The sequence below is a fragment of the Roseomonas sp. USHLN139 genome (genome assembly GCF_037145735.1).
In the GTDB taxonomy this organism is placed as follows: domain Bacteria; phylum Pseudomonadota; class Alphaproteobacteria; order Acetobacterales; family Acetobacteraceae; genus Pseudoroseomonas.
Genome location: NZ_JBBCWY010000018.1, coordinates 13,926 through 39,857, shown reverse-complemented (window position 1 = coordinate 39,857; position 25,932 = coordinate 13,926). Strand labels below are relative to the sequence as shown.

General features: G+C 68.5%; 40 protein-coding genes. 20 read left to right on the top strand and 20 right to left on the bottom strand.

Annotated elements, in window-relative coordinates; genetic code table 11:
• Nucleotides 1-25 precede the first annotated feature (25 nt).
• From WFI16_RS25780 to WFI16_RS25765, 4 genes are all read left to right on the top strand, one after another.
• Nucleotides 26-403: a hypothetical protein gene (locus tag WFI16_RS25780; protein WP_419900735.1), complete on the top strand. Its 378-nt coding sequence runs from the start codon at nt 26-28 to the stop codon at nt 401-403.
• Nucleotides 400-1,110, top strand: coding sequence for a lysozyme (locus WFI16_RS25775; RefSeq protein WP_419900734.1), 711 nt, complete (start codon nt 400-402; stop codon nt 1,108-1,110). Before WFI16_RS25780 ends, WFI16_RS25775 begins: the two co-directional genes overlap by 4 nt.
• Nucleotides 1,111-1,120: 10 nt before the next feature.
• Complete coding sequence (locus WFI16_RS25770) at nt 1,121-1,432, top strand: hypothetical protein (protein ID WP_419900733.1); 312 nt, start codon at nt 1,121-1,123, stop codon at nt 1,430-1,432.
• Between the two features lie 811 nt (nt 1,433-2,243).
• Nucleotides 2,244-2,483, top strand: a complete 240-nt coding sequence (locus WFI16_RS25765; protein WP_419900732.1) for a hypothetical protein — start codon at nt 2,244-2,246, stop codon at nt 2,481-2,483.
• Between the two features lie 2 nt (nt 2,484-2,485).
• Here the strand turns inward: WFI16_RS25765 and WFI16_RS25760 are convergent, their stop codons facing one another.
• The 5 genes from WFI16_RS25760 to WFI16_RS25740 all read right to left on the bottom strand — a co-directional run bounded on the left by WFI16_RS25760 (nt 2,486) and on the right by WFI16_RS25740 (nt 4,564).
• The gene (locus tag WFI16_RS25760; protein ID WP_419900731.1) at nt 2,486-2,755 is read right to left on the bottom strand and encodes a hypothetical protein; all 270 of its coding nucleotides are present in this window, start codon (nt 2,753-2,755) and stop codon (nt 2,486-2,488) included.
• A 172-nt stretch (nt 2,756-2,927) separates the two neighbouring features.
• Nucleotides 2,928-3,236 carry a hypothetical protein gene (locus WFI16_RS25755; RefSeq protein ID WP_419900730.1) on the bottom strand — a complete coding sequence of 103 codons (309 nt, stop codon included), beginning with the start codon at nt 3,234-3,236 and terminating at the stop codon, nt 2,928-2,930.
• Entirely contained in the window at nt 3,233-3,553 is a 321-nt protein-coding gene (locus tag WFI16_RS25750) for a hypothetical protein (RefSeq protein ID WP_419900729.1), read from the bottom strand. The genes WFI16_RS25755 and WFI16_RS25750 overlap by 4 nt, the downstream gene beginning before the upstream one ends.
• Nucleotides 3,554-3,555: 2 nt before the next feature.
• Complete coding sequence (locus tag WFI16_RS25745; protein WP_419900728.1) at nt 3,556-3,915, bottom strand: hypothetical protein; 360 nt, start codon at nt 3,913-3,915, stop codon at nt 3,556-3,558.
• A gap of 346 nt (nt 3,916-4,261) precedes the next feature.
• Nucleotides 4,262-4,564 carry a hypothetical protein gene (locus WFI16_RS25740; protein WP_419900727.1) on the bottom strand — a complete coding sequence of 101 codons (303 nt, stop codon included), beginning with the start codon at nt 4,562-4,564 and terminating at the stop codon, nt 4,262-4,264.
• Between the two features lie 185 nt (nt 4,565-4,749).
• Here WFI16_RS25740 and WFI16_RS25735 point away from each other — a divergent pair, with 185 nt between their 5' ends.
• Nucleotides 4,750-4,974, top strand: coding sequence for a hypothetical protein (locus WFI16_RS25735; protein WP_419900726.1), 225 nt, complete (start codon nt 4,750-4,752; stop codon nt 4,972-4,974).
• Here WFI16_RS25735 and WFI16_RS25730 read toward each other — a convergent pair.
• The 15 genes from WFI16_RS25730 to WFI16_RS25660 form a co-directional block, all read right to left on the bottom strand.
• Entirely contained in the window at nt 4,953-5,462 is a 510-nt protein-coding gene (locus WFI16_RS25730) for a hypothetical protein (RefSeq protein ID WP_419900725.1), read from the bottom strand. The genes WFI16_RS25735 and WFI16_RS25730 overlap by 22 nt on opposite strands.
• 451 nt (nt 5,463-5,913) lie before the next feature.
• Complete coding sequence (locus WFI16_RS25725) at nt 5,914-6,261, bottom strand: ribbon-helix-helix domain-containing protein (protein WP_419900724.1); 348 nt, start codon at nt 6,259-6,261, stop codon at nt 5,914-5,916.
• The gene (locus WFI16_RS25720; protein ID WP_419900723.1) at nt 6,258-6,908 is read right to left on the bottom strand and encodes a nucleotide-binding protein; all 651 of its coding nucleotides are present in this window, start codon (nt 6,906-6,908) and stop codon (nt 6,258-6,260) included. Before WFI16_RS25720 ends, WFI16_RS25725 begins: the two co-directional genes overlap by 4 nt.
• A gap of 122 nt (nt 6,909-7,030) precedes the next feature.
• Nucleotides 7,031-7,333 carry a DUF4326 domain-containing protein gene (locus WFI16_RS25715; RefSeq protein WP_419900722.1) on the bottom strand — a complete coding sequence of 101 codons (303 nt, stop codon included), beginning with the start codon at nt 7,331-7,333 and terminating at the stop codon, nt 7,031-7,033.
• Nucleotides 7,326-7,574 (bottom strand): hypothetical protein, encoded by a 249-nt coding sequence (locus WFI16_RS25710; RefSeq protein ID WP_419900721.1) that lies wholly within the window; start codon nt 7,572-7,574, stop codon nt 7,326-7,328. The genes WFI16_RS25715 and WFI16_RS25710 overlap by 8 nt, the downstream gene beginning before the upstream one ends.
• A 29-nt stretch (nt 7,575-7,603) precedes the next feature.
• Nucleotides 7,604-9,268 carry a DNA cytosine methyltransferase gene (locus tag WFI16_RS25705; RefSeq protein WP_419900720.1) on the bottom strand — a complete coding sequence of 555 codons (1,665 nt, stop codon included), beginning with the start codon at nt 9,266-9,268 and terminating at the stop codon, nt 7,604-7,606.
• 13 nt (nt 9,269-9,281) lie between these two features.
• Nucleotides 9,282-9,959, bottom strand: a complete 678-nt coding sequence (locus WFI16_RS25700; RefSeq protein WP_419900719.1) for a DNA methyltransferase — start codon at nt 9,957-9,959, stop codon at nt 9,282-9,284.
• 104 nt (nt 9,960-10,063) lie between these two features.
• Nucleotides 10,064-10,453 (bottom strand): hypothetical protein, encoded by a 390-nt coding sequence (locus WFI16_RS25695; RefSeq protein ID WP_419900718.1) that lies wholly within the window; start codon nt 10,451-10,453, stop codon nt 10,064-10,066.
• Between the two features lie 2 nt (nt 10,454-10,455).
• Complete coding sequence (locus tag WFI16_RS25690; RefSeq protein ID WP_419900741.1) at nt 10,456-10,710, bottom strand: DUF2312 domain-containing protein; 255 nt, start codon at nt 10,708-10,710, stop codon at nt 10,456-10,458.
• 67 nt (nt 10,711-10,777) lie between these two features.
• A complete protein-coding gene (locus WFI16_RS25685) occupies nt 10,778-11,428 on the bottom strand; it encodes a hypothetical protein (protein WP_419900717.1) in 651 nt (216 codons plus the stop codon).
• Nucleotides 11,425-11,817 carry a MarR family transcriptional regulator gene (locus tag WFI16_RS25680; protein WP_419900716.1) on the bottom strand — a complete coding sequence of 131 codons (393 nt, stop codon included), beginning with the start codon at nt 11,815-11,817 and terminating at the stop codon, nt 11,425-11,427. Before WFI16_RS25680 ends, WFI16_RS25685 begins: the two co-directional genes overlap by 4 nt.
• Nucleotides 11,814-12,203 carry a hypothetical protein gene (locus tag WFI16_RS25675; RefSeq protein ID WP_419900715.1) on the bottom strand — a complete coding sequence of 130 codons (390 nt, stop codon included), beginning with the start codon at nt 12,201-12,203 and terminating at the stop codon, nt 11,814-11,816. The genes WFI16_RS25680 and WFI16_RS25675 overlap by 4 nt, the downstream gene beginning before the upstream one ends.
• Entirely contained in the window at nt 12,200-12,694 is a 495-nt protein-coding gene (locus tag WFI16_RS25670) for a hypothetical protein (RefSeq protein WP_419900714.1), read from the bottom strand. The genes WFI16_RS25675 and WFI16_RS25670 overlap by 4 nt, the downstream gene beginning before the upstream one ends.
• An 81-nt stretch (nt 12,695-12,775) precedes the next feature.
• Nucleotides 12,776-13,285 carry a helix-turn-helix domain-containing protein gene (locus WFI16_RS25665; RefSeq protein WP_419900713.1) on the bottom strand — a complete coding sequence of 170 codons (510 nt, stop codon included), beginning with the start codon at nt 13,283-13,285 and terminating at the stop codon, nt 12,776-12,778.
• 161 nt (nt 13,286-13,446) lie between these two features.
• Nucleotides 13,447-13,923, bottom strand: coding sequence for a WYL domain-containing protein (locus tag WFI16_RS25660; protein WP_419900712.1), 477 nt, complete (start codon nt 13,921-13,923; stop codon nt 13,447-13,449).
• Between the two features lie 275 nt (nt 13,924-14,198).
• Between WFI16_RS25660 and WFI16_RS25655 the strand changes: the two genes are divergently transcribed.
• From WFI16_RS25655 to WFI16_RS25585, 15 genes are all read left to right on the top strand, one after another.
• On the top strand, nt 14,199-14,447 hold the full coding sequence (locus WFI16_RS25655) for a hypothetical protein (RefSeq protein ID WP_419900711.1): 249 nt from the start codon (nt 14,199-14,201) through the stop codon (nt 14,445-14,447).
• A complete protein-coding gene (locus WFI16_RS25650; protein ID WP_419900710.1) occupies nt 14,444-14,665 on the top strand; it encodes a hypothetical protein in 222 nt (73 codons plus the stop codon). Before WFI16_RS25655 ends, WFI16_RS25650 begins: the two co-directional genes overlap by 4 nt.
• Nucleotides 14,662-15,180 carry a hypothetical protein gene (locus tag WFI16_RS25645; RefSeq protein ID WP_419900709.1) on the top strand — a complete coding sequence of 173 codons (519 nt, stop codon included), beginning with the start codon at nt 14,662-14,664 and terminating at the stop codon, nt 15,178-15,180. Before WFI16_RS25650 ends, WFI16_RS25645 begins: the two co-directional genes overlap by 4 nt.
• Nucleotides 15,180-15,422: a hypothetical protein gene (locus WFI16_RS25640; protein WP_419900708.1), complete on the top strand. Its 243-nt coding sequence runs from the start codon at nt 15,180-15,182 to the stop codon at nt 15,420-15,422. Before WFI16_RS25645 ends, WFI16_RS25640 begins: the two co-directional genes overlap by 1 nt.
• Entirely contained in the window at nt 15,419-16,897 is a 1,479-nt protein-coding gene (locus tag WFI16_RS25635; protein WP_419900707.1) for a replicative DNA helicase, read from the top strand. The genes WFI16_RS25640 and WFI16_RS25635 overlap by 4 nt, the downstream gene beginning before the upstream one ends.
• 7 nt (nt 16,898-16,904) lie before the next feature.
• On the top strand, nt 16,905-17,768 hold the full coding sequence (locus WFI16_RS25630) for a hypothetical protein (protein ID WP_419900706.1): 864 nt from the start codon (nt 16,905-16,907) through the stop codon (nt 17,766-17,768).
• A 25-nt stretch (nt 17,769-17,793) separates the two neighbouring features.
• Entirely contained in the window at nt 17,794-18,378 is a 585-nt protein-coding gene (locus WFI16_RS25625) for a hypothetical protein (protein WP_419900705.1), read from the top strand.
• Between the two features lie 121 nt (nt 18,379-18,499).
• The gene (locus tag WFI16_RS25620) at nt 18,500-19,099 is read left to right on the top strand and encodes a hypothetical protein (protein WP_419900704.1); all 600 of its coding nucleotides are present in this window, start codon (nt 18,500-18,502) and stop codon (nt 19,097-19,099) included.
• Between the two features lie 154 nt (nt 19,100-19,253).
• Nucleotides 19,254-19,862 carry a terminase small subunit gene (locus tag WFI16_RS25615; protein WP_419900703.1) on the top strand — a complete coding sequence of 203 codons (609 nt, stop codon included), beginning with the start codon at nt 19,254-19,256 and terminating at the stop codon, nt 19,860-19,862.
• Nucleotides 19,804-21,957, top strand: coding sequence for a terminase gpA endonuclease subunit (locus WFI16_RS25610; RefSeq protein ID WP_419900702.1), 2,154 nt, complete (start codon nt 19,804-19,806; stop codon nt 21,955-21,957). The genes WFI16_RS25615 and WFI16_RS25610 overlap by 59 nt, the downstream gene beginning before the upstream one ends.
• An 11-nt stretch (nt 21,958-21,968) precedes the next feature.
• Nucleotides 21,969-22,250, top strand: coding sequence for a hypothetical protein (locus WFI16_RS25605; protein WP_419900701.1), 282 nt, complete (start codon nt 21,969-21,971; stop codon nt 22,248-22,250).
• Nucleotides 22,247-23,947, top strand: coding sequence for a phage portal protein (locus WFI16_RS25600; RefSeq protein WP_419900700.1), 1,701 nt, complete (start codon nt 22,247-22,249; stop codon nt 23,945-23,947). The genes WFI16_RS25605 and WFI16_RS25600 overlap by 4 nt, the downstream gene beginning before the upstream one ends.
• Complete coding sequence (locus WFI16_RS25595; RefSeq protein WP_419900699.1) at nt 23,944-24,795, top strand: S49 family peptidase; 852 nt, start codon at nt 23,944-23,946, stop codon at nt 24,793-24,795. Before WFI16_RS25600 ends, WFI16_RS25595 begins: the two co-directional genes overlap by 4 nt.
• Nucleotides 24,796-24,891: 96 nt before the next feature.
• Nucleotides 24,892-25,545 carry a hypothetical protein gene (locus WFI16_RS25590; protein WP_419900698.1) on the top strand — a complete coding sequence of 218 codons (654 nt, stop codon included), beginning with the start codon at nt 24,892-24,894 and terminating at the stop codon, nt 25,543-25,545.
• Between the two features lie 5 nt (nt 25,546-25,550).
• Complete coding sequence (locus WFI16_RS25585; RefSeq protein ID WP_419900697.1) at nt 25,551-25,928, top strand: head decoration protein; 378 nt, start codon at nt 25,551-25,553, stop codon at nt 25,926-25,928.
• Nucleotides 25,929-25,932 lie beyond the last annotated feature (4 nt).

The following is a 25,932-nucleotide window of genomic DNA, read 5'->3' as shown; positions in this document are numbered from 1 at the left end:
CCCCAACAATCTGAAGGAGCTTCCCATGGAGACCTGGGAGGAGATCCGCGCGGCGCTGGATGCGCTGCTGCGGCTAACGGCGCTTGGCGTCCTGGCAGCACTGGGACTTGCCGTGCGGTCGGTGCTGCCGCACCTGCCGGCGCTGTTCATTGCCGGCGCGCAGGCGCTGCGAGAGTGGCTGACGACCATGGCCAAGGCGCGCTGGGATGCCCGCGCGACCGAGGCTGCGGCGGCCATCTTGGATCCGGAGAACCCGGCGGCCAACGTGGCGGCCGAGGCGAGCAAAATGCTGGCTGGCATCCCCGACGCTGTGGCGACGCTGGGCGGCACGAAGGATGCAGCGCAGGCCGCGATCGAGCGGCGGGTCTCGGCGCTGCGCGTGGCCATGGACGCGCCACGATGACCTGGCTCGAGCGCATCTTCGCCTTGCTGGGCATGGGGCGGGAGGCTGATCCCGCCGTTGGGACCGCCCTGACGCCCCTCGACGTTCCACCACCGGCCGCCTTGGCGCCAGGCCCGCTGCCTGGGCCAGGCCAGGTCACCGCCTCCAGCGCAGGCATCCCGGTCTCCGTGGTTGGGGAAGCGCCGCGGCGTGCCGTGACCTACATCCCGCCGGCGGCCACCACCCTGCTCCACCATTACGAAAGCTGTGCCGCCAAGCGTCCCGACGGGATGATCGCGCCCTATCTGGACGCGGCGAGCATCCCCACCATCGGCTGGGGAAACACCCGCTATGCCGACGGACGACGCGTGAGCATGGCGGACAAGCCGATCACCCAGGCCGAGGCGGATGCTCTTTTCACCGAGGTGCTGGCCGGCTTCAGTCAGGAAGTTCTGGCCCTGCTGCCGGCGACGGTCGACGACGATGCCCACGCGGCCTTCCTGAGCTTTGCCTACAACGTCGGCGTGCCCGGCTTTGCCGGCTCAACAGCTCTCCGGCGATTTATGGCCGGTGATCGAAAGGGGGCGGCCAGCGCCCTGGAACTCTGGGACAAGGCCGGCGGGAAGGTGCTCAAAGGTCTGCAGCGCCGGCGCCGGGCAGAGAAGCTGGTGCTGCTGGGGGCGACTGCGGACAGCGCAATCGCCGTGGCCCTAAGGGACTTCCCGTAAGGAGAAACCTATGCTGACAGTTTCTGAGCTCGAGGACAGCCTGCGCGGCATGCTCCGCGATGCGGTCAAGGCTGGCGACGGCGATGACCGCGGCGGCGCTGTGGGGGTGACGGTTGCTAAGGACTGGGTGGCCGATGTCCTGATGGTGGATGGGCCGATCTCCGCCGAGGATGCGGGGCAGGTGAGCTTGGCACTCAGCCGCGTGCAAGACCCTACCCTGGATTCGGCTTTTTGGACGCCTGGGGCCATCGATGGCCTCGCCGCGGCGCGAGGGACGATCGAGCAAGTGGTGCAGCAGATCCAGGCGTCGGCGCCACAGTAGGCTTGCACCCCGGGGCCCGCCGCAAAGCCGGCGGGCCTCGCCAGTCTCCTGGCGAGGCCTCTGTCAGGATTACCCCGGGTTGTTCTTCATCCACTGAAGGACAATCTGGGTGACACAGTAGATGGTGATTGTAGCCAAGGAAGTCAGCCGCTCCGCAAGAGCAGAGCGGTGGCCGCATCGGCAGGGCGGACACACTTCACCATTTCCCGCCGAGGGCGGAATCTCAGTCTTAAGCATGGCTTTCAGCCTCTATCGTTGAGGCCTCATGCGCTTGCGTCGACCTGCAGCCTGGTTCAAACTAACCGGGTCGTGACTGCCAGATCTCTGCCCGCTTTGAGGCAGATTTAAGCTTCAGTAATTCGCCGCTTGCTCCTTCTTCGCGGGAAGGATTGGGCGGCGTTTTGCTTTCAGAGGCTAGGCCCCCTTAGTGAGAGACTTGCGAACCGAAGTCCGCAGGGATCGTCTACAAGCAGAAACGGTAGGCACGCTATTGCGACGACGATCGATTGCATCGTTGCTGTCGGTCAGGCGCATTGGAACCCCATCGCGCAGCTCCATAAGGGAGTTGCAGAGATCGTAACGGCCTAGGTACCCAATATCTAGGCTCTCACCGCCCCGTTACCGCTAGATGTTGTGGATTATTTGGGGACAAGCGCAGCAAAGCACGGGGGAAGAATTGGAATTTCCCGCGCCCTCTCGCGATGCCATTTGCGCGAGGACGGCCGCGTTCCTGGCTGCTGATCTAGAGGTATTAGCTCGGTTTTGGCGAAGAGGCGGTTCTCGCTTCTTGGCACTGATGCTATGTGGCCACATGATCGAACTGATCCCGCATCACGCTCTGAAGACGATCCGCACAGAAGATGGCGGTTGGACGTTCTTCGAGTATCGAGGGGCGGTCATCAGGTCCAAGGGTGTGCACGCCATGTTTCAAATGTCCGGTCATCCTTATGACGGGACGCGGCTAGGGAATCTCGAGCTCTATCAGCGGTTCGTCGATTACTGGCTGGACCATCAGGCCCTGCCACCCGGCTACCGGGTCCAGGGCCGGTAGAGCTAGCGCAACGCACCTATTGTGCGAATTGATCGCAACTTCGGGCGACGTTCAACCCCGCGGGGCGGCCGCGCCAGCGAGGCCGCGAGATGCAGCGCGGCCGCTTTGGCGGCAGCGGCTTCCAGCGCCCGGAACCCGGCCACCACCGCCTCGCCCAGCGGCGCAAGGCAGGCCCTGCCGCCCTTGCTGTTGCCGGTCGTCGTGGCTGCGAAGAAGGTGCCGAAGGTGGTGTTAAGATCCTCCACCAGCTTCCGGGCCCGGCGGTAGGACAAGCCCAGGCTGCGCGCCGCCGCCGAGACCGAGCCGTCGCGGGCGATCGCCTATGAGGGGCCTCTGGACCTCGCCCGCCACTCCACCCGCTCCATGCCGCCTGGCGAAGTCATCCACCGGCTCGGCAAGCCGGTAACGCATGACCTTCTAGTGGCTCCAGTTATGCGCCATCGGTCAGCCCTGCAGCAGATCCTCGAGCACCGGCACCAGGATGCCGGTGCGGTGATGCGGGATGCCAGGCGTCCCCGTTCCCTCCCGGTCGCGCAGGGTGGCGCTGTGCACCCGCTCGCCGCACCGTCGGCAGCGTAGTCGCGCGACGGCAACGCTGATCAGCTGCCAGGCGGGCAGTTTCTGGCGCGCGATCATGCCGTCGATTGACCAATGGGTGCTGCAGCATCGGCAGCGCGTGTCGAGCCACCAGCCGCGCCAGTCGCCGACGCAGCCGCCGGCGGGCGGCATCACGACCACCGGCGGCTCGATCACGGCCCAGGCCGGCCGGTGCGCCGCGGCGGCGGGTGCCGCTCCTGCGCGGCAGCCACATCCGCTGCATAGGCGCGCAGCCAAGCGCTGATGTCCTCCGGGATCTTCCCGTGCCCACTGGCCAGCCGGCGGACTGTGCTAGGGGCTAGGTTCAGGCGCTCGGCCACTTCGGTCGGGGTCCATCGGATCACGCGCAGCGCTGCGTTGAACTCGTGCCAGACCATCGGCTTGGCGGGCGCCGTGGCGGCGATCTGGCCGGGCAGCTCTGCACGATAATTCCCGTTCACCGTGCCTAGGTGCGGCACCAGGCGCAATGCCATGATCAGAGGCCCCTGCCAGCGGCAGCCAGGGCGTCGCGCGCCGCTCTGAGAGCGGCCAGGGCGTTGCTGCTGTGCCGCTTGGCCGCCACATCCTCAGCGTCGATCTCGTCCATCATGTCGCCGGCAGCCTCGATGCCTTCCAGCAGCTGCTCCTGCATCTCGCCCAGCCGCTCGCGCAGCTCGATGCGCTGTTCCTCGCCGGCGCCCTCCAGCCAGGCCTGCACCATGCCCTGCACCTCGCGACGCATGCGGTCGGGCGCCGCCGGCCGGGCAGCCAACGCGGCGATCCGCTCCATGGCGGGTTTGGTCAGGATCTTCTGCGGTTTCGGCTCGGCGGCGGGGCGAGCGGGCTTGCGGGCCATGCGTGGGTCTCCATAGGCAACGCGCGTGTCTCAGCGCTAAGCCTATGGAGTGAACGAAGCAAGAACAAGACAAAGAAATGCGGGGCGGCTACTGCCGAAAGCCACAGGCTGGGGCTTGGCTATTCCGCCTCGGCGACTGCTTGTCGCCGGGCATAGGCTGGCTGCGGAGGTGGGTGGCGCTCGGCGTGACGGGCGCGCACCTCAAGCCACTCTGCGACATCGTCGGGCACCCGAACCGCGCCGCGCGCCCACTGCCTCACGGTGCCTTCCTGGCGATCCAGCAGGCGGGCCAGGCCGCGCTGAGTCCAACTCAGCGCTTCCAGGCATTCCCGCAGCCGGTCGGGGGTCACTGGAGGACCCCCAGTGCCCGCAGCAGCAGCGTCGCCACGGTGACCACGCCGCCAGCGGCAGCGCCCATGGCCAGCCAGGGCGAAAGGCTGCGATCCCGCTGCAGCTTCATCTGCTCGGCGGCCAGCTTCAGCGCCTCAGCGCCCAGCTTGCTCGCCTCTTCAGCCAGCTTGTTCTGCTCCGCGGCGAACTTCCGGGTTTCCGCCTGGGCGCGCTCGATCTGAGCCACCTGCGCGGCGATCTCAAGGCGGGCGCCATATTCGGCGGTGACGGCAGCGGCGTTCGGGGTGGTGGCGCTCATCGGGTCAATCCTCGATCCGGCCGGGCTTCATTGCCTCGGCTATGCGGCATTTATACGCATAATGCGGACGTCGCGCAACAGCATAAAGCGCGGATTTCCAGCATCTTTTCCCTTGCCGGATATACGCAATATGCGTATAAAAGTCTTGCCGAGGCGCTGATGCCCGGTGATGAGGATAAGCCCAGATGGTTCGTCGTTCCAACACTGCCCGCGACATCGTCTCCCTTGGCGAGTTCGTGAAGGTCGGCCGCAAGCGCTACATGCACGCCGTGAGCGGCCTGATGATCCATTACGACCACAACAACTGGTGCTGGGTCACCCCAGATGGTTCGACCTTCAAGCCGCTCCACGCCGCTGTCAGCTGGTTCCGGTCTCAGGTGCTGCCCAATCACACGGAAGCGGAGGCGTAAGCCTCCCCTGCCCCGCCAGGCGGTTCCGCCGGCGGGGCCTCCCAGCCCCAGCGGTGCAGCGTCTCTGCGATCCAGGCGGGTGGCTGGCCTGAAGTATCACCTTCCCAGAAGACGATCTCCCCTTGGTTTTTATCTCTAGAATCTGAGGCTGACCGGCAGCCGGTATCGCTTGGCAGCCAGAGCTTCGGCGCCCGGAACAGGTAGGCGTTGGTCACCTGCGCCCAACGGCCGCCGATCACCAGCCCGCGTCGCACGCGCAGCAGGATGCCCGCCGCCTCCAGCCGGTCGATTGCCGCCTGCACCGTCGAGCGGGCCAGCGCCGTCGCCTGGGCGAGCTGCGCCAGGCCGGGGTCGCAGGCCCCTGCCCTGCCCCATCCTCGATAGAGCAGGGCATGCAGCACGCGCAGGCCCGTCTGCAGCAGCTCGCCGCCGTGGCGGCCGCTGCCGGGAAGGCGCGTCTCGCGCTCCCGCCGGCGGGCCGCGTCCATCAGCCGCACCCTATCGGTGTGGCCGAGCCGCTGGCGCTGCCAAGCGGCGACATGCATCGAACCGCGGCGCGCAGGCGCCATCGCTCGCCGGCCCTGCATGGGGGCTTGGTGGGTATTCATCCTTCATCCTGTCGGTTGGCCCGACAGACCGCAGGCAAAGCTCTCCTGTTCGCAAAATGGGCTTGCGTTGGAAGGCTCAGCTAAGGCAGGATGAGGACCGCACAGTTCTCGGGCCTGCCTTACTAGGTCTGTCGGAAAAGCTCCCCGGTTGGCGCCGTGGGGGCTTTTTTCGTTTTCGGGGTCTAGGTGGCTCGCGGATTCCCTTGGCGATTCACGAAGCGGGCAGCCTAGCCTGCGGCTGCCCTATTGCGCCAGTCCAGGATTGTTCTGGACCACCTTGATTTCCCTGTATTATGCGCGTGTGGTTTCACACGCGCATACGTGCATGGGTTCATACACCGACAATCTTGCCCTTTCCCTTCTTCACGAAGAGCAGATTCAGGGCCTCTTCCAGCAGGGCCTGCGTGGTCGTGTCTTCCTCCACGGCCAGCATCTTCATCTGCCGCAGCACGTCCGGGGTGAAGTGGCCCCCAAGGAATCGGCGCCCCTCCCTCGAAGGGCGGTGGAACGCCTTCCCGTTGGCGGCCGGCGTCGGCCGGGACGGCTCTGCAGCTGCCGGCTGCGGGCGCGGCGCCTTGGCAACTGTCTTCGCGGCAACGGGCTTGGGGCTAGGCGTCGGCTCGGCGGCGGCTGCGGCCTCGCGGTCCAGGATTGCTTGCAGGGCGTTGGGACGGCTCACTTCTTCTCGCTCCGCGTATGGCTGTATAGGTTCATACACACATAGTCGTATAGGCGTTTGAGTTCATCCGCCGCCTTGCCGCTCCGCTCGATCTCCATGGCGGCGCTCCCCGTCTGCTGCGCGCGGGAATAGGCGACCCGCAAATGCAGCCTGACGGGCGCCAGGTTGGCGCCGAGCTGCCGGATTGTCTCTTCGGTGTCGGCGACCTCACGGCCCTGGGCCGTCGCGAAGTTGACGACCACGGCGGCCGGCCGCGGCGGTTCGCTGGCGCGCTTGACCAGCTTCAGCGTCTCGGTGGCCGCCATGACGTCCAGCACAGCCGGGCGGGTGGGGATCAGGATGAAGTCGGCATGCTCGGCCGCCAGGAACGCGACATCCTTGGCGATCGGCGGGGTGTCCAGGACCACCAGGTCGGTGCCGGCCTCACGGGCTGCCTTCAGCATGTGGGGCAGGCGGACCGGCTGGACCGAAACCACCGCAGGCCCCTCGGCCGACCGCATGTCTTTCCAGAAAGCCGCCGAGCCTTGGGCGTCCAGATCGAACACTGCGGCGGTCTTGCCATCCTCCTGCGCTGCGACGGCCAGGGCGGTCGCCAGGGTGGTTTTCCCGACGCCTCCCTTCTGACAGATCACGGCCAATACCTTCATGCGCGTATGTCCCCATGCACTACAACGTGTATGCACGCAGCGGCCTTGTTTTGTATAGGCGCAAACAGCTAGACGCGTATGCTACCACGCAACCATACGTTTATACACGTAGGCAAACACCGTCAGGGAGGGGAGGAGTTTGCCATCAGCAGCAGCACGTCGGCATGGCAGGGCTGGTCCAGCCGGCACCAGCAAGCCAAGTTCTTACCGCGCAGGGTGGGCAGGCGTTGCCGCAAGGTGTCCTGCGTGGGGCGCATGATCCAATCAGCGTAGAGCTCTTTCGCGAACGCGGCAGAGTGAACGGCGTCCACGCCGATCTTGAACGGATTTCCCCATGGGCCTGGCCGACAGACCTTCACGGTGTTCGCCGGCATCCGCCAGCCCTTCAGCCGGCGGAGCTGGACGCGCTGGGGTCGATCACCCATCGGTTCCGCCTCCCTGCTGCTGGGCAGCGGCGGCGGTCTGCACCAGGCGGGCCAGATCCTCCATCCAGTCCAGCACGGCATCAATATTGTCGTATGCGGGCCGCAGCTCCGGCTCGATGCCCGGCTTGCTCCGCACCTCCTTCGTGACGGCCCGCATCATCCTCGCGGCAAGGGCAAGGTCGGATGCGGGCGGGATGGCCATCATGCCGGCCAGCGATTTCAGCCGCAGATCACCCGGCATCGTCGGCGCCTCCTGCGGGCGGGGTGGGGTCATGCGGCCTCCCTCGCCCGGGCGGGCGCGGCGCTGAGGGCGTGAACGATGTTGGCCTCGGCCAGCAGCTGGGCCATGCGCGCCGGCACGCTGTTGCCGATCAGCCGCATTGCCTCGCGCTTGGTCAGGGCGCGCTCCTTGCCTTCCAGGCGGATGGTCTTCGGCAGCTGCAGCTCGTGGGCGCGGGCGGCCTCCTCCGGCGTCAGCATCCGCATCCCGATGTCGACCACCGCATAGGTCTGCCCGTCGATGGTGACAGTGACGACGGCGTGCCGGGCGACGGTGGTGATGGTCGCCATCGGCTCGTCAGCAGCCTGCGAGACGCTGCCCTGGCTGTAGTACTGCTGCAGGAAGGCAGCCACGACGGCGACATGGCCGCCGCCGCAGGTCAGCGTCGGAATGCTGCCCTTGGCGCCGATGGCTGCGCAGTTGCGGCGCAGGTGCGCCAGGTAGGCGACGCCGACCTGCTGCTGCGTGCCGGCCGTCGTCAGCGTCGAGACGGGCTCGCGGGCGTCATGCCCCACGACGCCCAGGTTGTGCTGCACCATCCACGCGGCCACCAGCGCATGCTTCGCGCCGCCGGCAACCTGGGTGCCCAGCGGATCCAGGATGTCGAGCGAGCGCGGCGCCTGGCCTGGCCGCTCGCCATAGCCTGTCTGCACCAGCAGCGGCGCCACAATGGCGAGCTCGCCGCCGCGCGCGGTGGTCAGCGTGGGCAGGGGCTCCAGCCCGTCGTGTGCCCGCGGCGCACCGGAGGAATGGCAGACCGGGATGATGAAGGGGCGTGGGTTCTCGGCCACATAGCGCCGGAAGCCGGCGGCGATCCGGCGCATGGTCGCCGGGGCCAGCGGGCGGGTCCGCTCGAAGATGCTGGGGCAGGGGATGGACCAGTCGATGATGTCGGCCGCCGGCACCCAGGCCTTCCGGCCGAGGCCAGCGGCCTTGGCGCGCGGGGCGTGCGTCGGCGCCGGCCAGGCAATCGGGCGGCCGTCGAAGCGCACCACCCCGAACCACCGGCGGCGGGTGGTGGGCACGCCATAGTCGGCGCAGCAAAGGTCGCGGTCCTGGTAGTCGCCGCCCAGCTGGCGGAGGTGACGGACGAAGGCCCGGAAGCTGCGGCCCTCGCGGCTGGGGTCGCGCACCAGCTGCTGCTGCCGCAGCGGGACGTGCTCGCCGCGGGCGGCGACGGTGCCGTCCAGCTTGACCACCCGGCCGGTCGCCGCATCACGCTTGGCGATCAGCGGACCCCAGCCCCGGATCTCGCGGACGTTCTCCATCATGACCACCTCGGGCCTGGTCTTCCCGACCCAGCGGCAGACCTGCCAGGGCAGGCTGCGCACCCGGGCGGAGCGTGGCGCGCCGCCCTTGGCCACCGAGTGGTCGCGGCAATCGGGGGAGGCCCAGAGCACGCGCACGCGCCGGCCGCCCGTGGCCTGCAGCGGGTCAACGTCGAAGATGTCGCCGCGGACATGCCGGGTGTGGGGATGCAGGGCCGCATGCGCCGCCAGGGCGACGTCGTCGTGGTTGTTGGCCACCTGGACCGGGCAGCCGGCGGCCTCCAGCCCGGCGCAGGCACCGCCCATGCCGGCGAAGAGCACGACGGTGATTCCGGCGTCGAGCGGCCACTGGCCGGCGGGGACGGCGCGGCGCCGAGGCGCGCGCATGAATGTGCTGCCGTCAGGCATGGCTGGGCTCCTGGCGAGCGAGGAAAAGATCGGCTTGGCGCTGGGCATCCTCGAGGCGCCGGCAGGCCAGGTCGAAGAACGGCGGGTGAACCTCACACCCGACAAAGGGCAGGCCGTTCTTCACCGCGGCGACGCCGGTCGTGCCGCTGCCCATGAAAGGATCGAGAACCGTCTCGCCGGCATCGGCGCACCAGCCGACCAGCCAATCGAAGTGGCGTTGCGCGCGGGACATCGGATGGCCATTCGCCTTCCGTCCTCCCGGCTGAGCTGATGGCCCGCGTCCGGGGATCAACATCCTGCCTGGCGCCGGGGCGATTGGTGAGCCGAACCAGTAAGCCATTTCGTCGCCGCCCAGCTTGCGGCCAATGTAGCCCGGGATGACGTAAGGCAGCAGGATGGAGCGGAAGAAGGGCAGCGGAGGCAGGTGCACGAAAAACCGAGGGTCGCTGTCGGCACGCACCACTGCAACAATTCGCTTCGTGGCAGGCATCAACGCGCACGCTTCCCGCCAGAGGCCCCAGGGGTCCTGCCAACCCGGGATGCTATCCGCGGGGCAGTTGGGCCAGACAGGATCTGTGACGATGACGTCGGCTTCTAGCGCCGGCATGATCTCCCGGCAGTCCCCCAGGTAGAGCGTCGCCAGCCCGATCCTCTCCACGCGGTCAGCCATGACGGGCTCGCTCCATGGCGGCCGAGCGCCGCCGGACCGGCAACCGCAGCACGACCACCAGCGCGTTGAGCAGCAGCCAGGCCAACAGCCCCCAGGCGATGCGCTCATCCATGGGCGGGGCGCTCCACGACAGAGAGGCCGACGGCGGCCAGCGTTTCGAGCATGTCTTCGGCCGCCTCGCGGTCAGCCTCGCCGCCGGCCACGGTGTTCGGCGTTCCCTTGCGGATGTGGATGCCGCGGGCGACGCGCTCGGCCAGGGCATCGTCGCTGGTGGGGGAGGGCGTGGGCGGCGGGGCGGCGATCAAGCCGCTCTCCGCGGCCAACTCCCTAAGCATTCCCTCGGCATGAGCGAGCTCGTTCACGCGGGTCAGGAGGTGGCCGGCCTGGTGATCGATCAGCCAGGTGCGCAGCTGCGCGAGCTGGGCGACCTGCTGCGCCCGGATCTCCGGACGCAGCGCATGGGCGACACGGGCAGGAAGGTCCGGGCGCTGCATGGTCACATCCCCAGCGCGCGCCGGTAGAGGTCCAGCAGCGTCTCCTGCTCCTCCACCTCGGCCGGCTCCTGCTTCCGAAGCCGGAGGATCTGGCGCACCACCTTGACCTCGAAGCCCGCCCCCTTGGCCTCGGCCAGGATGTCGCTGATGTCTTCGCTGAGGCCCTTGCGCTCCTCCTCCAGCCGCTCGATGCGCTCGATGATGGAGCGCAGCCGATCGGCGGCGATGCCGCCCGGCTCGGTGATGGCCTCGCGCATCTTCCGCGCGCTGATGCTGCCCGGCGCGTCGTCCTCGACGTCGGTCTGGCGCGCGTCTTCGATGGTGTCACCCATGCTGGGCCTCCTGGGCATTGCTGGCGCGGGCCGCCCGCAGGCGGAGCGCGCGGTCGCTGACCTTGCTGAGGGGGAGATCGAGCTCCTGCGCGACCTGACGGGCCGACATGCCGGCCGCCAGCAGGTCGTCAGCCTCGTCCCAGATGTCGCGGGGCGTGACGGGCAGCGCCGTCGCTCTGATCGGCTGCGGGCTCGGGGCCGGCACGGGCTTCGGCGGGGGCAGGGATTCGGCCGCCGTCGGCGCCACGGGAGCGGCCTCGGCCACCACTCCGGCGAGCGGCGCCGGGTCGCCGGTCGTGATGGTGCCCCGGTCCTTCGCCTTCGCGAGCTGGTCGCGGCGGACCTTGCGCATCCGCTCGGCCCGGGCATCCCGCTCTTCCTGCGAAATGTTCATCGGGCGGCGCTTGCGCGGCTCGGCGGCAGGCGGCGGCGGCTCCGGCACCGCGCGTTCCGGCGCGACGCAGGCCGGAGGAGGCGTGGTCGGGTCAGCCACCAGGCCGGCGTTCTCCGCGGCGCGGTAGAGCGCGCAGATGGCGCCCTGGCAGTCGAGTGTCGGCGCATAGCGATGCAGCCAGTGGTGCGGAAATTCCCGCCGCATCGCTTCTATGGCCTGGTGCAGGCCGATGATCTGCGCGGGGGTCATGGCGCAGACACCGCCGCCAGGTCGCGGCGCAGCTTGTCCATCAGCGCCACGCCGCGCGGAAGAATGGACAGCAGCACGCTGCGGCGGTCGCAGGGATCCTGCTTGCGCGACGCCATCTGCAGATCTTCGAGCTTGTCGATGGCGCGGGTGATGACCGGCTTGGCGACCTGCAGGTGGGCGGCGAGGCCGCGCACGGTGTGCGGGCCCGGCTCCAGCGACAGACACATCAGCACGGCCAGCTGCCGCTGCGTCAGGTCGTCGCCGGCGCGCACGGTCTCGCACACGGCCCGATACATCGCGCCCATACCGCTGCTGAGCGGAATCGCCGGGGCGGCCGTCGCGTTGGACGGGGCGCCGATCGGGAGGACCGGCTTGCGGTTCATGGTCATGCCATCACCCCCGCCGCCGGGCGCCCGCCGAAGCTGGCAAGGATCAGGTCGCGCGTGCCCCGGCAGGGCGCGGGCGGGATCTCGATGCTCGGCATCGTCTCGGCCCCATAGGCCGAGAGGGCGTAGCGGTGCAGCTGGCGCGCCCGGCAGCGCAGCAGCGCGCCGCAGCTCGGATCGACTTCCTGGATACTGAGCAGCGCCGTGGCGATGCGGGCGCCGGCGGCGCGCAGCGCTTCGTGCTGGCGGCCCGGCACCGACCGCGCCAGGCGGGCGAGGTGCGTCATCTCGGCCAGCACATCGGGCGCGACGTAGGGGCGGGGCTTATCGACGGTGGACAGCGCGATGCTGGCCAGCCGCACAAGGCGGGCGGCGATCATGGTCGTCATTCCTCGATTTCCGGCTGGGCCGGCGGGCCGCGCAGCACGCTATGGGCTTGCACGACGGTGAAGTTGGAGAAGGGGTCGGCCGCCGCAGCGCCGCGCGCCCAGCGATGCGCAGCGGCGCGATCGAGGGCGTAGTGCTGGGGCGGGACGATGTTGCGGTAGACGCCAAAGGCGGGGCCGGACGGCGCGCCCGGCTCACCGCCGCTGAAGCGTCCGAAGGCCGGCACGGCATTGCCGTGGCGTGCGCCGCCGAGTTCCTCGGCGAGGATCGCGGCTCGCAGCAAGGCGATGCACAGCAGGTTGTCGCGATGACTACGCTGCGGCTCGGCCAGGTTCAGCAGATAGGAGAGGGCGGCGCGCTGGTCGCCGCGCACCTCGCCGGTCTTCGTAACCGCGACCAGCAGCTTGCCGCGGTCATCAATGATGACCAGGCCGGGCTGGGCAAGAGCGGCGGGCCCCTGGGGGCCGTCGGCCGTGGTGATGAAGGAAGACAAGGGTGCCTCCGGCGCCGGGATGGCGCGCAGAGACTTTGCCCAATGGGCTATTTCTCAGTCAAGTAGATTTTGCCCAATGGGCTATTTACCGCTTTGCTGTGTAGAGAGGTCCTCGCCGAGGCCAAGCCACTTATCGGCGCTGCCAGCCGGCATGCGCCTGAGTAACTCGTATGCCCGCCGCATCCGCTCAACCATGTCGGCCTGGCTCGGATCATAGAGCAAGGCGTCGGGCGTGGTTTCGTAGATCGCTGCCAGCAGGCGAAGTTTCTCCACAGTCAAGGGCGTCTTCCCGGCCTCCCATTTATGGACGGCCTGTCCTCCGATGCCAAGTTTGTTCCCTACTTGTTCTAGAGTCAAACCCCTAAATTCCCTCCATCGCTTAATGGTCGGCTGCGGCGGATAAGGGGTCGTGGGATGCGCATCCATGGGCACATTCTCAACCCCCTGCTGGCAGGCATCCATCGACTGATGGGCAAAGTTTGCTTGACAGGCAATGTGCCCAACAGGCAAAATTGCGGAATGGAACTCGCAGCCTGGATGCATCAGACCGGAACGTCGGCCGAGGCGCTTGCTGCCCAGATCGGCGTGCATTTGGTCACCGTCTATCATTGGAAAGCGAGGCGGAAATTCCCGCGCCCGCAGCACCTGCACGCCATCGAGACCGCCACTTGTGGCGCGGTGACCGCGTCAGATTTTGTGCCCCGTCCCGAGGCGGCAGCATGATCAGCATGCAACAGCTTCCTTGGTGGAGATCAGGGTTGACTTGCAGCAGTGTGCTTGGGCTTGCGCCGCCGGCGGCCACTTGGAGTGGGAAGCTCTGCGCTAAGCCAGGCGGCGATCTCGCCATGGTCGGCGAAGACTTCGCCTGTTTCGGCGTTATGGGCCTCGCTCATGTCCTCCAGGCGGAAGGTCCTGATGGCGCCTCGGTCATGGCAGTGGCCGTCAAAGCCGTCCACGACGCGGGTGCCGTCGGATGCGAAGTGAAAATCCAACTGGGTCGGGGTGACGGTCCGGTTCGTGAGGTTCCCAGCCCGATCCACATAGCGGAATGCGATGCGGTCGCCCTGAGGGGCCGGACGCAACGCGCCGGGGCGCCGGCTTTCGATCTCGGCTTCGGGCTTCGGCTGGGTCTCACCGTCGGCGTTGATGGTGCCCTGAATCACGGCGCGGACCACCGCGATCACCAGAATGATGAGGCCGATGCCGAGGCCCATCTGTCCGAGCGTCATGTGCTGCCATCCTCGAGCTCGTTCTGCGGCGGTATCTCGAGCCGCAATTTTCTCGGCATCGTGGAGATTTTGTGTCGTTTCGACAACGGGGACGAAACCCACCGGCCAGGCCGGTGCCCCAGCGCTTGCCCTGAAACCTGGAAGGGCATCGGGTGCCAGCCCGATGCCCTCAGCAATGTCCGGTTGTTCGAGAAGTCCGTGTCTCTCCATGGCCAGGATCAAGCCATGGAGACGCGTGCATGTTCAGGTCAAATCCTGCCCGGAAAAGTTTTTCCGTGAGCGGGGCCGTCATCACCACCGAGGTGCTGGGCGAGACCGTCGCCCGTGTGCTCCGGCGCAAGTTCGGCGAGACCCGCTGCGCCGACAAGCGGCTCGCGACCGTGGCCAATGCCACGCCGCGGGCCGCCCGCAACTGGATGAGCGGCGAGTGTCCGCCCAACAGCGCGACGTTGCTGACGCTGATGCGCGAATGCAGCGAACTGCGCGAAGAGATCAACCGTCTGCTTGATGCAGGTGCAGCATGACGGCGCCCCAGGGTCGGCAGCACCTGGTGCTTGCCATCTGGTGGTCGCGCTGGCGGCCCGAGTGCTTCTTTGGGCGGCTGCGCCTTTGGACCGAGCAGGGCAACCTCGCCGAAGAGGTCAAGCGCCTGCGCGCCATGGTGGAGGCGGCCGAAGCCGAGCTGGCCGAAGCCCGACTCATGCTCCGCCGCGCGCGTGACGCGCTGAAGGAGAAGATGTGACACATCGCCCCCCGCTTCAGCGTGACCGCCTGACCCGCCTGCTGGTCTGGCTGGTGCGCGATCACGGCACGGCGCTCGCGCTGTGCCCGCCGAACGCCGCGATCATCGCGCGCCTCGGCCTTGCGACCCACAACCAGGCCACGGCCCTGCTCGCAGCCGCGGTCGAGGATGAACTGCTCGAGATCGTCAACGGGCATGGCGGCAGCGGCCGGCGGGTCCGGGTGCTGCAGGCCGGGCTGGACCTCGTGAATGGCGAGCGCAGCCAGCGGCACGACGGCTTCGAGGCCTGGATCTGCCGCGCCACCAAGGGCGAGCGGATCCGGTATTTCTCCGGCCACCTGGCGGAGGCGCGCGGCGTCCTGCCGGGCAATCGGACGCCGGCGCTTAGGGTCGCCCTGTCGGATGCGGCATCGGCTAGCCAGGCTGCCGAGGTCGGTCTGGTAGTGCTGACCAGCCGCCGCAACGCGGACGGCCACGACTACTTCGCCACGCGCACGGCCAAGGCCATTCGCTGATGCCGCCGCTGCCGTCTCCGGATCAGCGCCTGTGCGCGGCCGTCGAGGCGGTGCTGCTCGGGCGCGACGCGGCAGTGGCGCTGGCCATCCTGGCCAATGTCACGGCGCAGATGATCGCCCACTGCTTCCCCGCGCAGCAGGATGAGGTTCTCGACCTCCTGAAGCGCCGCACCGAATGCGAGCTCCGCCTGCGCCAGCGCTGCGCGGCCGAGATCGCCCAGATGAGGTCGCCCTACGCATGAATGCCTTCACGCAGCCCGAGGGCTTCGGCGCCGCGCCGCGCCTGCCGCCGATGAATGCCAGGGCCGAGCAGGCGCTGCTGGGCGCCCTGCTGGCCAACAATGCGGCCTATGGCCGGGTGTCCGAATTCCTCCAGCCCCATCATTTCGCCGACGCGCTGCACGGGGCCATCTATGCCGCCATTCAGCGCCGCGTGGATGCGGGCCAGGTGGCCGACGCCATCACCCTCTGGAGTGACTTTGCGGATGGCGACGTGCTGGAGCCCGTCGGCGGCCGCGCCTACCTAGCTGAGCTGCTGGGCGCCATGGTGGGCGTCATCAATGCGGGCGAGTACGGCCGCGTCATCCTGGACTGCTGGCAGCGCCGGCAGCTGATCGAGATCGGCGAGGGGATGGTCAATGCCGCCCATGGCGCCGATCCGGAACGGGGGCCGGAAGCCCAGATCGAGGGCGCCGAGGCGGCGCTGATGGCGCTAGCCGAGGGCAACCTGTCCGCGCCGCTGATCGGCGCCGAGAAGGCGGCGGCCTCGGCCGTGGAGGCCATGCAGCGCGGCATGGCGAGCAAGGGCGGGTTGATCGGCATCGATACCGGCCTGCGCGGCGTCAACCGCATGACCAAGGGCTTCCGGCCGGGGCAGTTCATTGTCGTGGGCGGTCGCCCCTCCATGGGCAAGACGGCGTTCGCGGGATCGGTCACCATCGGCGCCGCCAAGTCGGATGTCCCGGTGCTGTTCGTGACCGCCGAGATGGATGCCTCCGACATCATGGCGCGGATGATTGCCGCCGAAGCCGGGGTGAGCCTGAACGAAGTCCTCACCGGCCACCGCAAGGCCGAGGGCGACGGGGAGCCGATGGTGATGTCGCAGGCCGCCGTCGATGCGGTGGTCGGCGCGCAGCAGGTGCTGAGCCGGCTGCCGATCGAGTTCGAGGAAGCCAGCTCGCCCTCCGTGCCATTCATCCGTGGCCGGGCCAGGCGCATGCTGCGGCAGCGGGGCCTGGGCCTGATCGTCGTCGATTACCTCGGCCTCCTGCGCGCCAGCGACGTGGCCGCGCGGCAGAACCGGAATGAGGCGGTGAGCGAGATCAGCCGGGGGCTGAAGGCGATGGCGCGCGAGCTGCGCGTGCCGGTCCTGGCCCTCGCCCAGCTGAACCGCGAAAGCGAGAAGCGCGAAGGCAAGCGGCCGCAGCTGTCCGACCTGCGCGATTCCGGCTCGATTGAGCAGGACGCCGATGTGGTCGGCTTCGTTCATCGCCCGCATTACTACTTGGCGAAGAATCCTCCCTCACGGAAGGACAACGAGACGCAGGCCGAGTTCGAGGCTCGCCAAGACAACTGGGCCGAAGAGGTCGACCGGTCGGCTGGCAAGGCGGAACTCATCCTGCACAAGCAGCGCCAGGGCGAGACTGGGATCATCCGCATGAACTGGAATGCGGAAGCGACCTGGTTTTTCGACACCGCACAGAACCCGGCCGAGTGAGGCGCCCATGTCCCGTCCTTCCCCCTACCAGCGCCTCCTCGTCAGCCTCGCCGCCGACGCTTCCTTCCGCGTCCTGCCGCCAATGGTGCGGCTGCTGATGCACGAGCTGGTCGCCTTCTTCGCCGCCGCCCCGGAGCCGGGCCGCCTTCGGTTTCTGGGTTCGGTTCCCGCTTCGGTTTCCCATTTGGTTTCCCTCAACGAAACCGAAGTCGAAACCGGACTGGAAACCCTCGCCGCGCTCGGGCTGATCGAGCACGAGACCGCCGCCAACACCCTCTGGCTGCGGGGCGCCCGCGCCGGCTGCGCCAGGGCAGAAGCGGCCAGAATCAATGGTTCAAAGGGCGGGCGGCCACGCAAGAACCCTCTGCCGGTGCCGGGCCAGACGGCTCTGATGCTGCCCATCCAGGGCGGCGCCGTGGAAACCCAAGAAACCGAAGCGAAACCCGGCCGGGAAAGCTCACGCGCGGTAGTACTTACTACCTCTCGTAGAGAGGAAGGTAGTACCGCGCGAGAGCTTGCCGCCTGGGTTGCCTTGGGCCAGCAGGTGGCTGACATCGCCGGCCTCGATCCGGCGCGCGGCGGATACGACTTCTCCCCGGTGCGAGGCTGGCTGACCAAGGGCGCTTCGCCCGAGCTGATCGTCCGGACGGTCCAGCAGGTGGCCCGGCGCCCGGATTTCGCCACGAAGAAGATCCGCACCCTGACCTACTTCGACGGCGCCATTGACCGCGCCATCAAGGCGCCGCGTCCGGCTGTCGTGGATCAGGCCGAAGAGACGTGCGCCCGGATGGCTGAGGACAACTATCAGGCGCTGCTGACGGCCTGGGCCCAGAACCCCAAGGGCCCGCGCCCGACCCGCGCCGCGGCCTGATCGCAACCCGACCGGAGGACATGCCATGGCTGTCGCATCATCCGTCCCCTCCGCCGCGCTGCCGGCTCGCCGTCACCAAGGGAAGCGGCGGCTGAAGGAGCCACAGGTCGCCATCGATGAAGGCGCCGATGGCCTGGCCTCCCTCGCAGGTAATCCGCTGGACGACAGGGTGATGGTGTTCCCTGGCGAGGTCGAGGGCGTGGAGCGGATGCAGGCGCTGCCTGTCAGACGCAAGCGGATCGAGTGCCGCCTGGACGCGCTGAACTGCAAGGGCCAGCTGGTCGACCGGCTCTGGAGCGCTGGCATCCGTTTCAGGGCGCTCTGGCACGCCCAGGTGGCCCAGCAGCGGGTCACCGCATCATTCGGGGCCAGTGGCGGGCGCGCGCCGGTGCTGGAGGCGGCCGAGGCCAGGGAATACGCCCGGCAGGAGGTGAAGCGGGCGCTCGCCGTGCTGCAGGGTGCAGGCACGGCCGAGGGCTATGCCCAGGCGGATGCTGTCATCGGAGTGGCCGGCCAGGATGAGACCTGTGCCGGCCGGCTGAAGCACCTGCAGGACGGGCTGCGGCGGCTCGCCGACCACTGGAAGGTCGCCGACGATTTCTGCCGATAGGCCGCACAGAAGCCTTTGACTTTCTACGAAAGTGATCTAGAACGTCAAAATCTGCAGTAGGTGCGCCCGGGCCGAGAGGTTCCGGGCGTTTCTCGTTCAAGGTGACGGAGGGCGCCATGTGATGTTCAGCGCCGCATCCACCATCAATCGCCTGACGCCCATGCTGACGGATGTTCAGCGCAACCAAGTACCCTTCGCCACAGCCAAGGCGCTCACCAGCGTCGCCCAGCTTGGCGCCAATGCAATCCGCCGCGACCTGCCCAGCATCTTCGATCGGCCGACGCCATTCACCATGCGCGGCCCCGCCTTCCAGCCCGCGACCAAGTCGAGTCTGACGGCGCGGGTCTTCATCCGTGCGACTCAGGCCGAATACCTGACGCTGCAGGAGACCGGCGGTACCAGGCAGCCGAAGAAGACGGCCATCGTCATGCCGCGCGCCATTCGCCGGAATCAGTACGGCAACATGGCCGCGCGCGCTCTGCAGCAGCTGAAGGCGTCGAAGCGGAAGGACATCTTCGTCGGCAAGGCGCCGAGTGGCCAGGGCGGCTTCTACCTGAAGCTGCCGGACGACAAGCTGCGGCCGCTGGTGACCTTCATCTCGCAGGCGCGCTACAAGCCGCGCTTCCAGTTCAGGGCGCGGGTCGCGAAGGTCGTCAAGGCGTCGATGGGCCCGGCCTTCGCGGAGGAGCTGGCCCGAGCCATCGCGACCGCCCGGCGGTGACCGGGGGAGGGGGGGGTACCCCCCCATTTGGGTCCTTCCTGGCCTGGCTGAGAACCGGGGGTAATTCGCGCCCCGGTTCGGGGGCCTGTCTGAGAAATTCTGATCAGGCTGTTGTTTTGATTCGTGCTTTCGTCTGCCGCCGCCGGAGGTGACCATGTCTGTCCTGGTCAACAAGTCCGAGCTGGCCGAGATCCTGGGCATCTCGCTGCCGACGCTGAACGATTGGATCAAGAAGGACCCGTCCTTCCCCGTGGAAGTCCGCGGCAGCAACGGCGTCGAGTGGCAGTTCGATCCGTCGGCGGTGCTGGAGCATCGCCAGCAGGTGCAGCAGGCCGAGATCGAGGCGGCGCGCCAGCGCCAGGCAGTCATCGAGCAATACCGCCTGCCGCTGGCGGGACCGGTCGACAGCGGCTCGGACGGGAAATTCACGCCGCAGCAGGAGCTTGCGCTGGTGCGCAAGCGCCAGCTCGAAATGGACATGGCCAAAGAGGCCGGTTTCCTGGTCGAAAGCACCAAGGTCCGCATGGTGCTGCGGACGGCCATCAACCAGCTGAACCGGTCGTTCCAGGGCCTTCCATCTCAGGTCGGCAGGCAATTCAACCTCCCCGAGGCCACGGTGCGCGCCATGCGCGACCACCTCGAGGACTATCAGCGAAACCTAGTCCGTGGGCTGCGCGAGCTGATGGATGAGCCGGAGCCCGAGAATGGCGATCGCGGATCTGCAGTTCGCCTCAGCGCGGAGGCTGATCTGGGAGGAGCTTGAAGGCCTGCTGCCGCCGCGGCGCGCCTCGCTGGCCGATTGGACGGCTGCGAATCGCAACCTCTCCAACACTGGCGGCGGCTATGTCGGCCGCTGGCGGCACGAAGAGGCGCCCTATCTGCAGGAGCCGATGGAATGCCTATCCGGCGACGACCACCTGACGGTCGCAGTCGCCGGCCCAGGCCAGTCCGGCAAGACCGAGATCGGGCATAATTATCTGCTCTACAGCATCGCCAACGATCCGGCCGACATGCTGTGGTACATGCAGACCGACGACAGTCTCGAGGCGCACGTCAAGGCCAAGATCGATCCGATGATCCTGGCTCATGACCTGGCCCGGGATCAGCTGGGCACTCGGCCGACCGACGACACGCTGCACTTCAAGCGCTTCCGGTCGATGTCGGTGCAGCTGCTCGCCGCGACCTACTCGAACCTGATCAACAAATCCGCCCCGCGGCTGGTGGTCGATGAGGTCGACGCCTACCTGCGCAGCCTCGGCGACGTGAAAGCGCTCTTCGACGTGCGGCGCCAGACCTATGGCCGCATGTCTAAGCTGCTGATGATGTCGCATCCGGACATGGCCACGGGCCTCGATCCGGATCGCGATTGGAACCACGGCATCATGGCCGTCTACAAGGACAGCGACCGCCGCACCTGGTGGTGGGGCTGCCCTCACTGCAACGGCTTCAGCAGCCCGAACCCGAATTCCCCGCGGCGCATGGTGCTGGACTACCCCGAGGGGGCGCCGCTGGATGAGGTCGCCGACGCGGCACGGCTCCTCTGCCCCTGCTGCGGGAAAGGCATTGAAGAGCGCTGGCGGCGCGAGATGCTGGCCACGGGCCGGTGGCTGAAGCGCGGCGAGACGATGTCCGAAGAGGGCATCATCCAGGGCCGCGGCCTGCGGCACGACACGGCCGGCTTCTGGATCATGGGGGTGATGTCGCCCTTCATTCTGGGCGGCATCGGTGGTCTGGCCCGGGCCCGGGAGAAGGCCCGGCGCGAGTTCGACGCCAGCGGCGAGGACGACACGCTGCGCCAGGTCGTGGTCAAGCAGTGGGGCATGCCCTACGCGCCCGGCCGCGAGGTGGGCGCGATCGATGCCCAGGCGTTGGAGGATCGCGCCGAGCCGGCGCTGAAGCTGGGCGAGGTGCCGGAGGGCGTGCGCTTCATCACGGTGTCAGCCGACACGCAGAAGGGGCGCTGGGAAGCGCTCTGGCGCGGGTGGGGCGTGAACGGCGAAAGCTGGATCATCGACTATCGGAAGATCACCGATGTCGAGCCCGACACCAGCCTCGAGGATTGGCTGGGCCTGTTCGACACCCTGGCCGAGCCTCTTCCCCTCGCGGATGGCACCGGCCGGGTCATGCGGCCGCGCTGCTGCACGGTCGACGGCTACGGCCAGGCGGGCGTGACCGAACGGGCCTATGAGGCCTGGACCCGTGCCAAACGGGACGGCAAGGCGCGCCGCCTGGGGGTGATCGACGGTCGCGATGCCTGGAACCTGCTGGTCAGCAAGGGCGAGCCCGGCTTCACCGGGCGCCTGCAGGTGACCTATCCGGATGCCCGTGCCGACCGCCGCGCCGCGGCGCGGGGGCAGGTGCCGGTGATGGGCTTCAGCACCAACCTCGCCAAGGATGACCTGGCCGGCCAGCTGAAGAAGGGCATGCCGGGCGCCGGCTATGTCCACCTGCCTGCGGATCTGAAGACCCGCTCCGACGACGTCTTCGAGCAGCTGACCTCCGAGGTCCGCTCGAAGAGCGGCGCCTGGGCCAAGCGGGTGGAGGGCCTCCGGAATGAGATGATCGATCTCATGACGGGAGCCCATGCAGCCGCCCGACTGCACGGGCTACGGCGGATCAACTGGGACCGTCCGCCGGCCTGGGCTGACGAATGGGACCGCAACCCGATGGTGCGGGATCCGGCGCAAGACGAAGCGGCCGCCGCGCCGGTCGTCTCGGCGGTGCCGGACGCCTCGGCCGGTGCGCCGGAGGCGGTCCCGGCAAAGGCGCCGGGGCCGGTGCAGCTGCCGCCAAGCGTCATCGCCGTCACCTCGGTGCGGCCAAAGGTCGGCGCGAGCCGGGTGTCTCGACTGGCATAGAGGAGGGCAGCATGGATCTCAGCGTGATGGACCTCCCGACGCTGCAGGGGATGAAGGCACGCGCCATGACGGCCTATGAGGCTGTCGTGACCGGCCGCCGCGAGGTCAGCATGTCGATCGGGGCCAACGGCGCTTCGCGCGCGGTGGGCTACAATACCGCCGACATCAACTGGCTGCGCAGCTGGATCGCCGACATCGATCGCGCCATCGCCGCCAAGACCGGCGCGCGCTTCGCCGGCCGCCGCGCCATCGGCATCGGGTCCTTCGGCCCGGGGCGGAGGCGCTGGCCGTGAGCGGCGTCGCGAAGATCCTCGGGCCGAATGGCCAGGCGATCCCGAGCGCGGACATCGCCCGTAGCCGGGCGCGGGCGCTGATTGGTCAGGGCGCGACGCCCTATGACGCCGCTGACTGGTCCTCGCCAGAGATGGCGGGCTGGAACCCCTGGCTGGGGTCTCCCGACGCGGAGAAGAACCCCTTCCGCGACCTGTCAGTCGCCCGCATCCGCGACCTGGTGCGGAATGACGGCTGGGCGGCCGGCGCGGTGATGAAAATCACTGATGCAACGATTGGAGGCGATTTCCGCTTTTCGTCGCGGCCCGACTATCGCGCGCTGCGGCGCCGCTACGGCGCCAGCTTCGACGCCGTCTGGGCAAAGGAGTTCGCCGACGCCTATGAGGCGGGCTTCCGCACCTGGGCGACCGACCCGGCCCGGTTCAACGACACCTCGCGGCGGCTGTCCTGGAATCAGCAGGCCCGGCTGGCCTTCGGAAACTACCTGGTCGAGGGCGAATGCCTCGGCATCATTGGCTATCGGCCGGAGCGCGTCGGCTATGGCCGCGCGCGCTACGCCACGACGCTACAGGTCGTGGACCCCGACCGGCTTAGCAATCCCGGAACCATCCTGGACAGCCAGCTGATCCGCGGCGGCATCGAGATCGATATGGACGGCGTGCCGATCGCCTACCACTTCCGCCGTGGGCACCAGAACGACTACTTCAACGGCGCGGCCTCGGTGGTCTGGGACCGCGTCGACCGCGAAACCGACTGGGGGCGGCCAATCGTCATTCATTTTATGGATGACGACCGGGCCGGAGACCATCGGCCGATCGGCGGCATCTTCACGCCGGTCTTGGCTCGCATGCGCATGCTGGCCCAGTACGATCGGGTGGAGCTGCAGGCGGCGATGGTGGCCGCGATCTTCGGCGTCTATGTCGAAAGCCCGTTCGACTCCGACATGGTCGCGAACAGCCTCGGCGATGACGAAACGCTGTCGAACTACCAGACCATGCGGCGCGAATTCCACGATCAGCGGCAGCTGATGGCGGGCAACGTCCGCGTGGCCAACATGTTCCCCGGCGAAAAGATCAACTCGGTCAGCAGCAACCGGCCGCCGGCGGCTTTCGAGGCGTTCGAGTCCGCCATGCTGCGCAACCTGGCCTCCGCCGCGGGCGAGACGTACGAGACCGTGTCGAGCAACTACCGGGGCCAGAACTACAGCGGCGCCCGCCAGGCCATGGTCACGACCTGGAAGACCATGGACCGCCGCCGGCTGCACTTCGGCGACGCCTACTGCTCACCGGTGGCCGCCGCGCTCGGGGAGGAGATGATGGACCGCGGCGAGCTCCCGCTGCCGGCCGGCGCTCCCGACTGGGTGGAGGCCCGGGCGGAATACTCCCGCTGCCGCTGGATCGGGCCTGGCCGCGGCTGGGTGGACCCGGTTGCCGAGCCGGAAGGCAGCCTGAAGAAGATCGCGGGCGGGCTTTCGACCCTGGAGCGTGAGGCCGAACAGAATGACGGGCTCGACTGGGAAGAGACGCTGGACCAGCGGCAGCTGGAACAGGCGGCGCTTGTGGCGCGTGGCCTGACGGTGGTCATGACCCCCGTCGGCGGTGACCAGGCGGCCGGGCAGGGCGGGGACGGCGGTGAGAAGCCGGCCGATCCCACCGACCCAGCGCGGGACAAAGCCGAGCGGGAGGAAGAGACCACATGACGGTCGATGCCTCCGAGCTCGCGCTACGCCGCCTGTCCGGCAGCCCGCTGGCACTCTGCCGTGCCCACGGCGACGCAGCCCTCAGCCGCGTCACCGCGCAGCAGGGGCAGGCCAGGCAGCGGCAGCCGGGCGCCTATGAGGTGGTCGACGGCGTGGCCGTGGTCAGCGTCTCCGGGCTGCTGGTGCATGACGCGGCGGCGTGGGAGGAATTCGGCGGGGTCACCGGCTACGATGACATCCGCCTCGCGGTGCTGAAGGCGCTGGAGGACCGGCGGGTCGCCGCCATCGTCCTCTACGTCAACAGCCCCGGCGGCGAGGTCTCGGGGATGCTCGATCTCTCCCGCATGATCGCCTCCATGCGCGGCATCAAGCCGATCTGGGGCATCTGCGCCGACCAGGCGTATTCGGCCGCCTACTGCGTCATCTCGGCCTGCGACGTCATCACGGTGCCCGACACCGGCGGCGTCGGCAGCGTCGGCATCCTCTGGTCGGTCGTCGACTGCAGCCGGCAGATGGACAAGCTGGGCATCCGGCACCACTGGATCCACGATGGTGACAAGAAAGCCGTCGTGACCCGGGCCGAGACCGACGGCGTCACGCCGGAGGTGCTCGAGCGCATGGCGCAGGATGCCCGGCGGATGGGGCTTCGCTTCCGGGAGGTTGTCTCCGCCAACCGGGGCATCCCCATCGAGCAGGTCGAGGCCCAGCAGGCCGAGTACTATATGGGCGAGGACGGCATCGCTGCCGGCCTGGCCGATGCCGTCATGGCACCCGACGAAGCGCTCTGCTTCCTGATGACTGCCCTGCAGGCCCAGGCCTTCGGGGCGCCCGCCGGCGGCGGCGCCTGACCGGCTGAGGGTCCGCCGCGTGGCGGCCCTCTCTTCTTGCATCCGGCGCCGGCAGCACTGGCTGACCAGGCCCACCCCCCACAAAAGGGACTGCACATGAGCACCTTGCGACAGGCCGCGGGGCGGGTCTCCGCGCGCTTCGCCTCCCGCTTCGGCCACCTGAACGGCCTGCTGGCCGCCAAGCCGCGCGCCGAGGAAGCGCCGGCCACGACCGAGGACGTCCAGGAGGTCGCGGACGACCTGCAGGACGTCCAGGAAGACCTGGACAAGGTCCAAGATCAGCTGGACGACGTCGAGGACGACCTGGACGATCTGGAGGCGGCCCCGGCCGAGGAAGCGCCGCCGGCGGAGCCGCCCGCCGACAAGCCGGCCGAGGCGAAGGCCTTCCGGGACGGTCGCAAGGCCGGCGCGATGCTGGAGCGCCGCCGCTGCGCCGCCATCTTCGCCTCCAAGGCCGCCCGGACCAATCCGGCGCTGGCCGCCCATCTGGCCTTCGAGACCCGGCAGACGGCGCGCGAGGCCATCGGCACGCTGGTCAATTCCGCCAGCCTGGCGCAGCCGCCGCGCGCCCGCCAGCAGGCCCCGGCCCAGCCGCCGCGCGCCAGCCTCGCCGACCGCATGCGCGGGCAGCCCCAGGCCGCCATCGGCCCGGGCCAGCCCGGCGGCGCCCGCGGCGACGAAGTCGATGCCCTGGCGAGCGGCGTGCTCGCCTCCCTCGGGAAGGTGCGTGGCACCCAGAAGAAGGCCTGACCGCGATGCCGTTCTATCAGCCCGGTTCCCGAACCGAGACCTACCAGCCCGACAACCTGATCGCCGGCACCACGCAGCTCGTCAGCGCCGACGGCATCCTGATCCTGGGTCAGAACCTCAAGCGCGGGGCGCTGGTCGGTCGCATCACCGCCTCGGGCAAGCTGACGCTCAGTGCCTCGGCGTCCGGCGACGGCTCCCAGGTGCCCTACGGCATCCTGATCGACGACGTCGACGCGACGGCCGCCGACACGAAGTGCGGCATCTACGTGAAGGGCGAGTTCAACCAGAACGCCGTCACCTTCGGCACCGGCCACACCGCCAGCAGCGTTTACGACGTCTGCCGCGACGCCGGCCTCTTCCTCAAGCCGGCGACCCCGGCGTAACCGG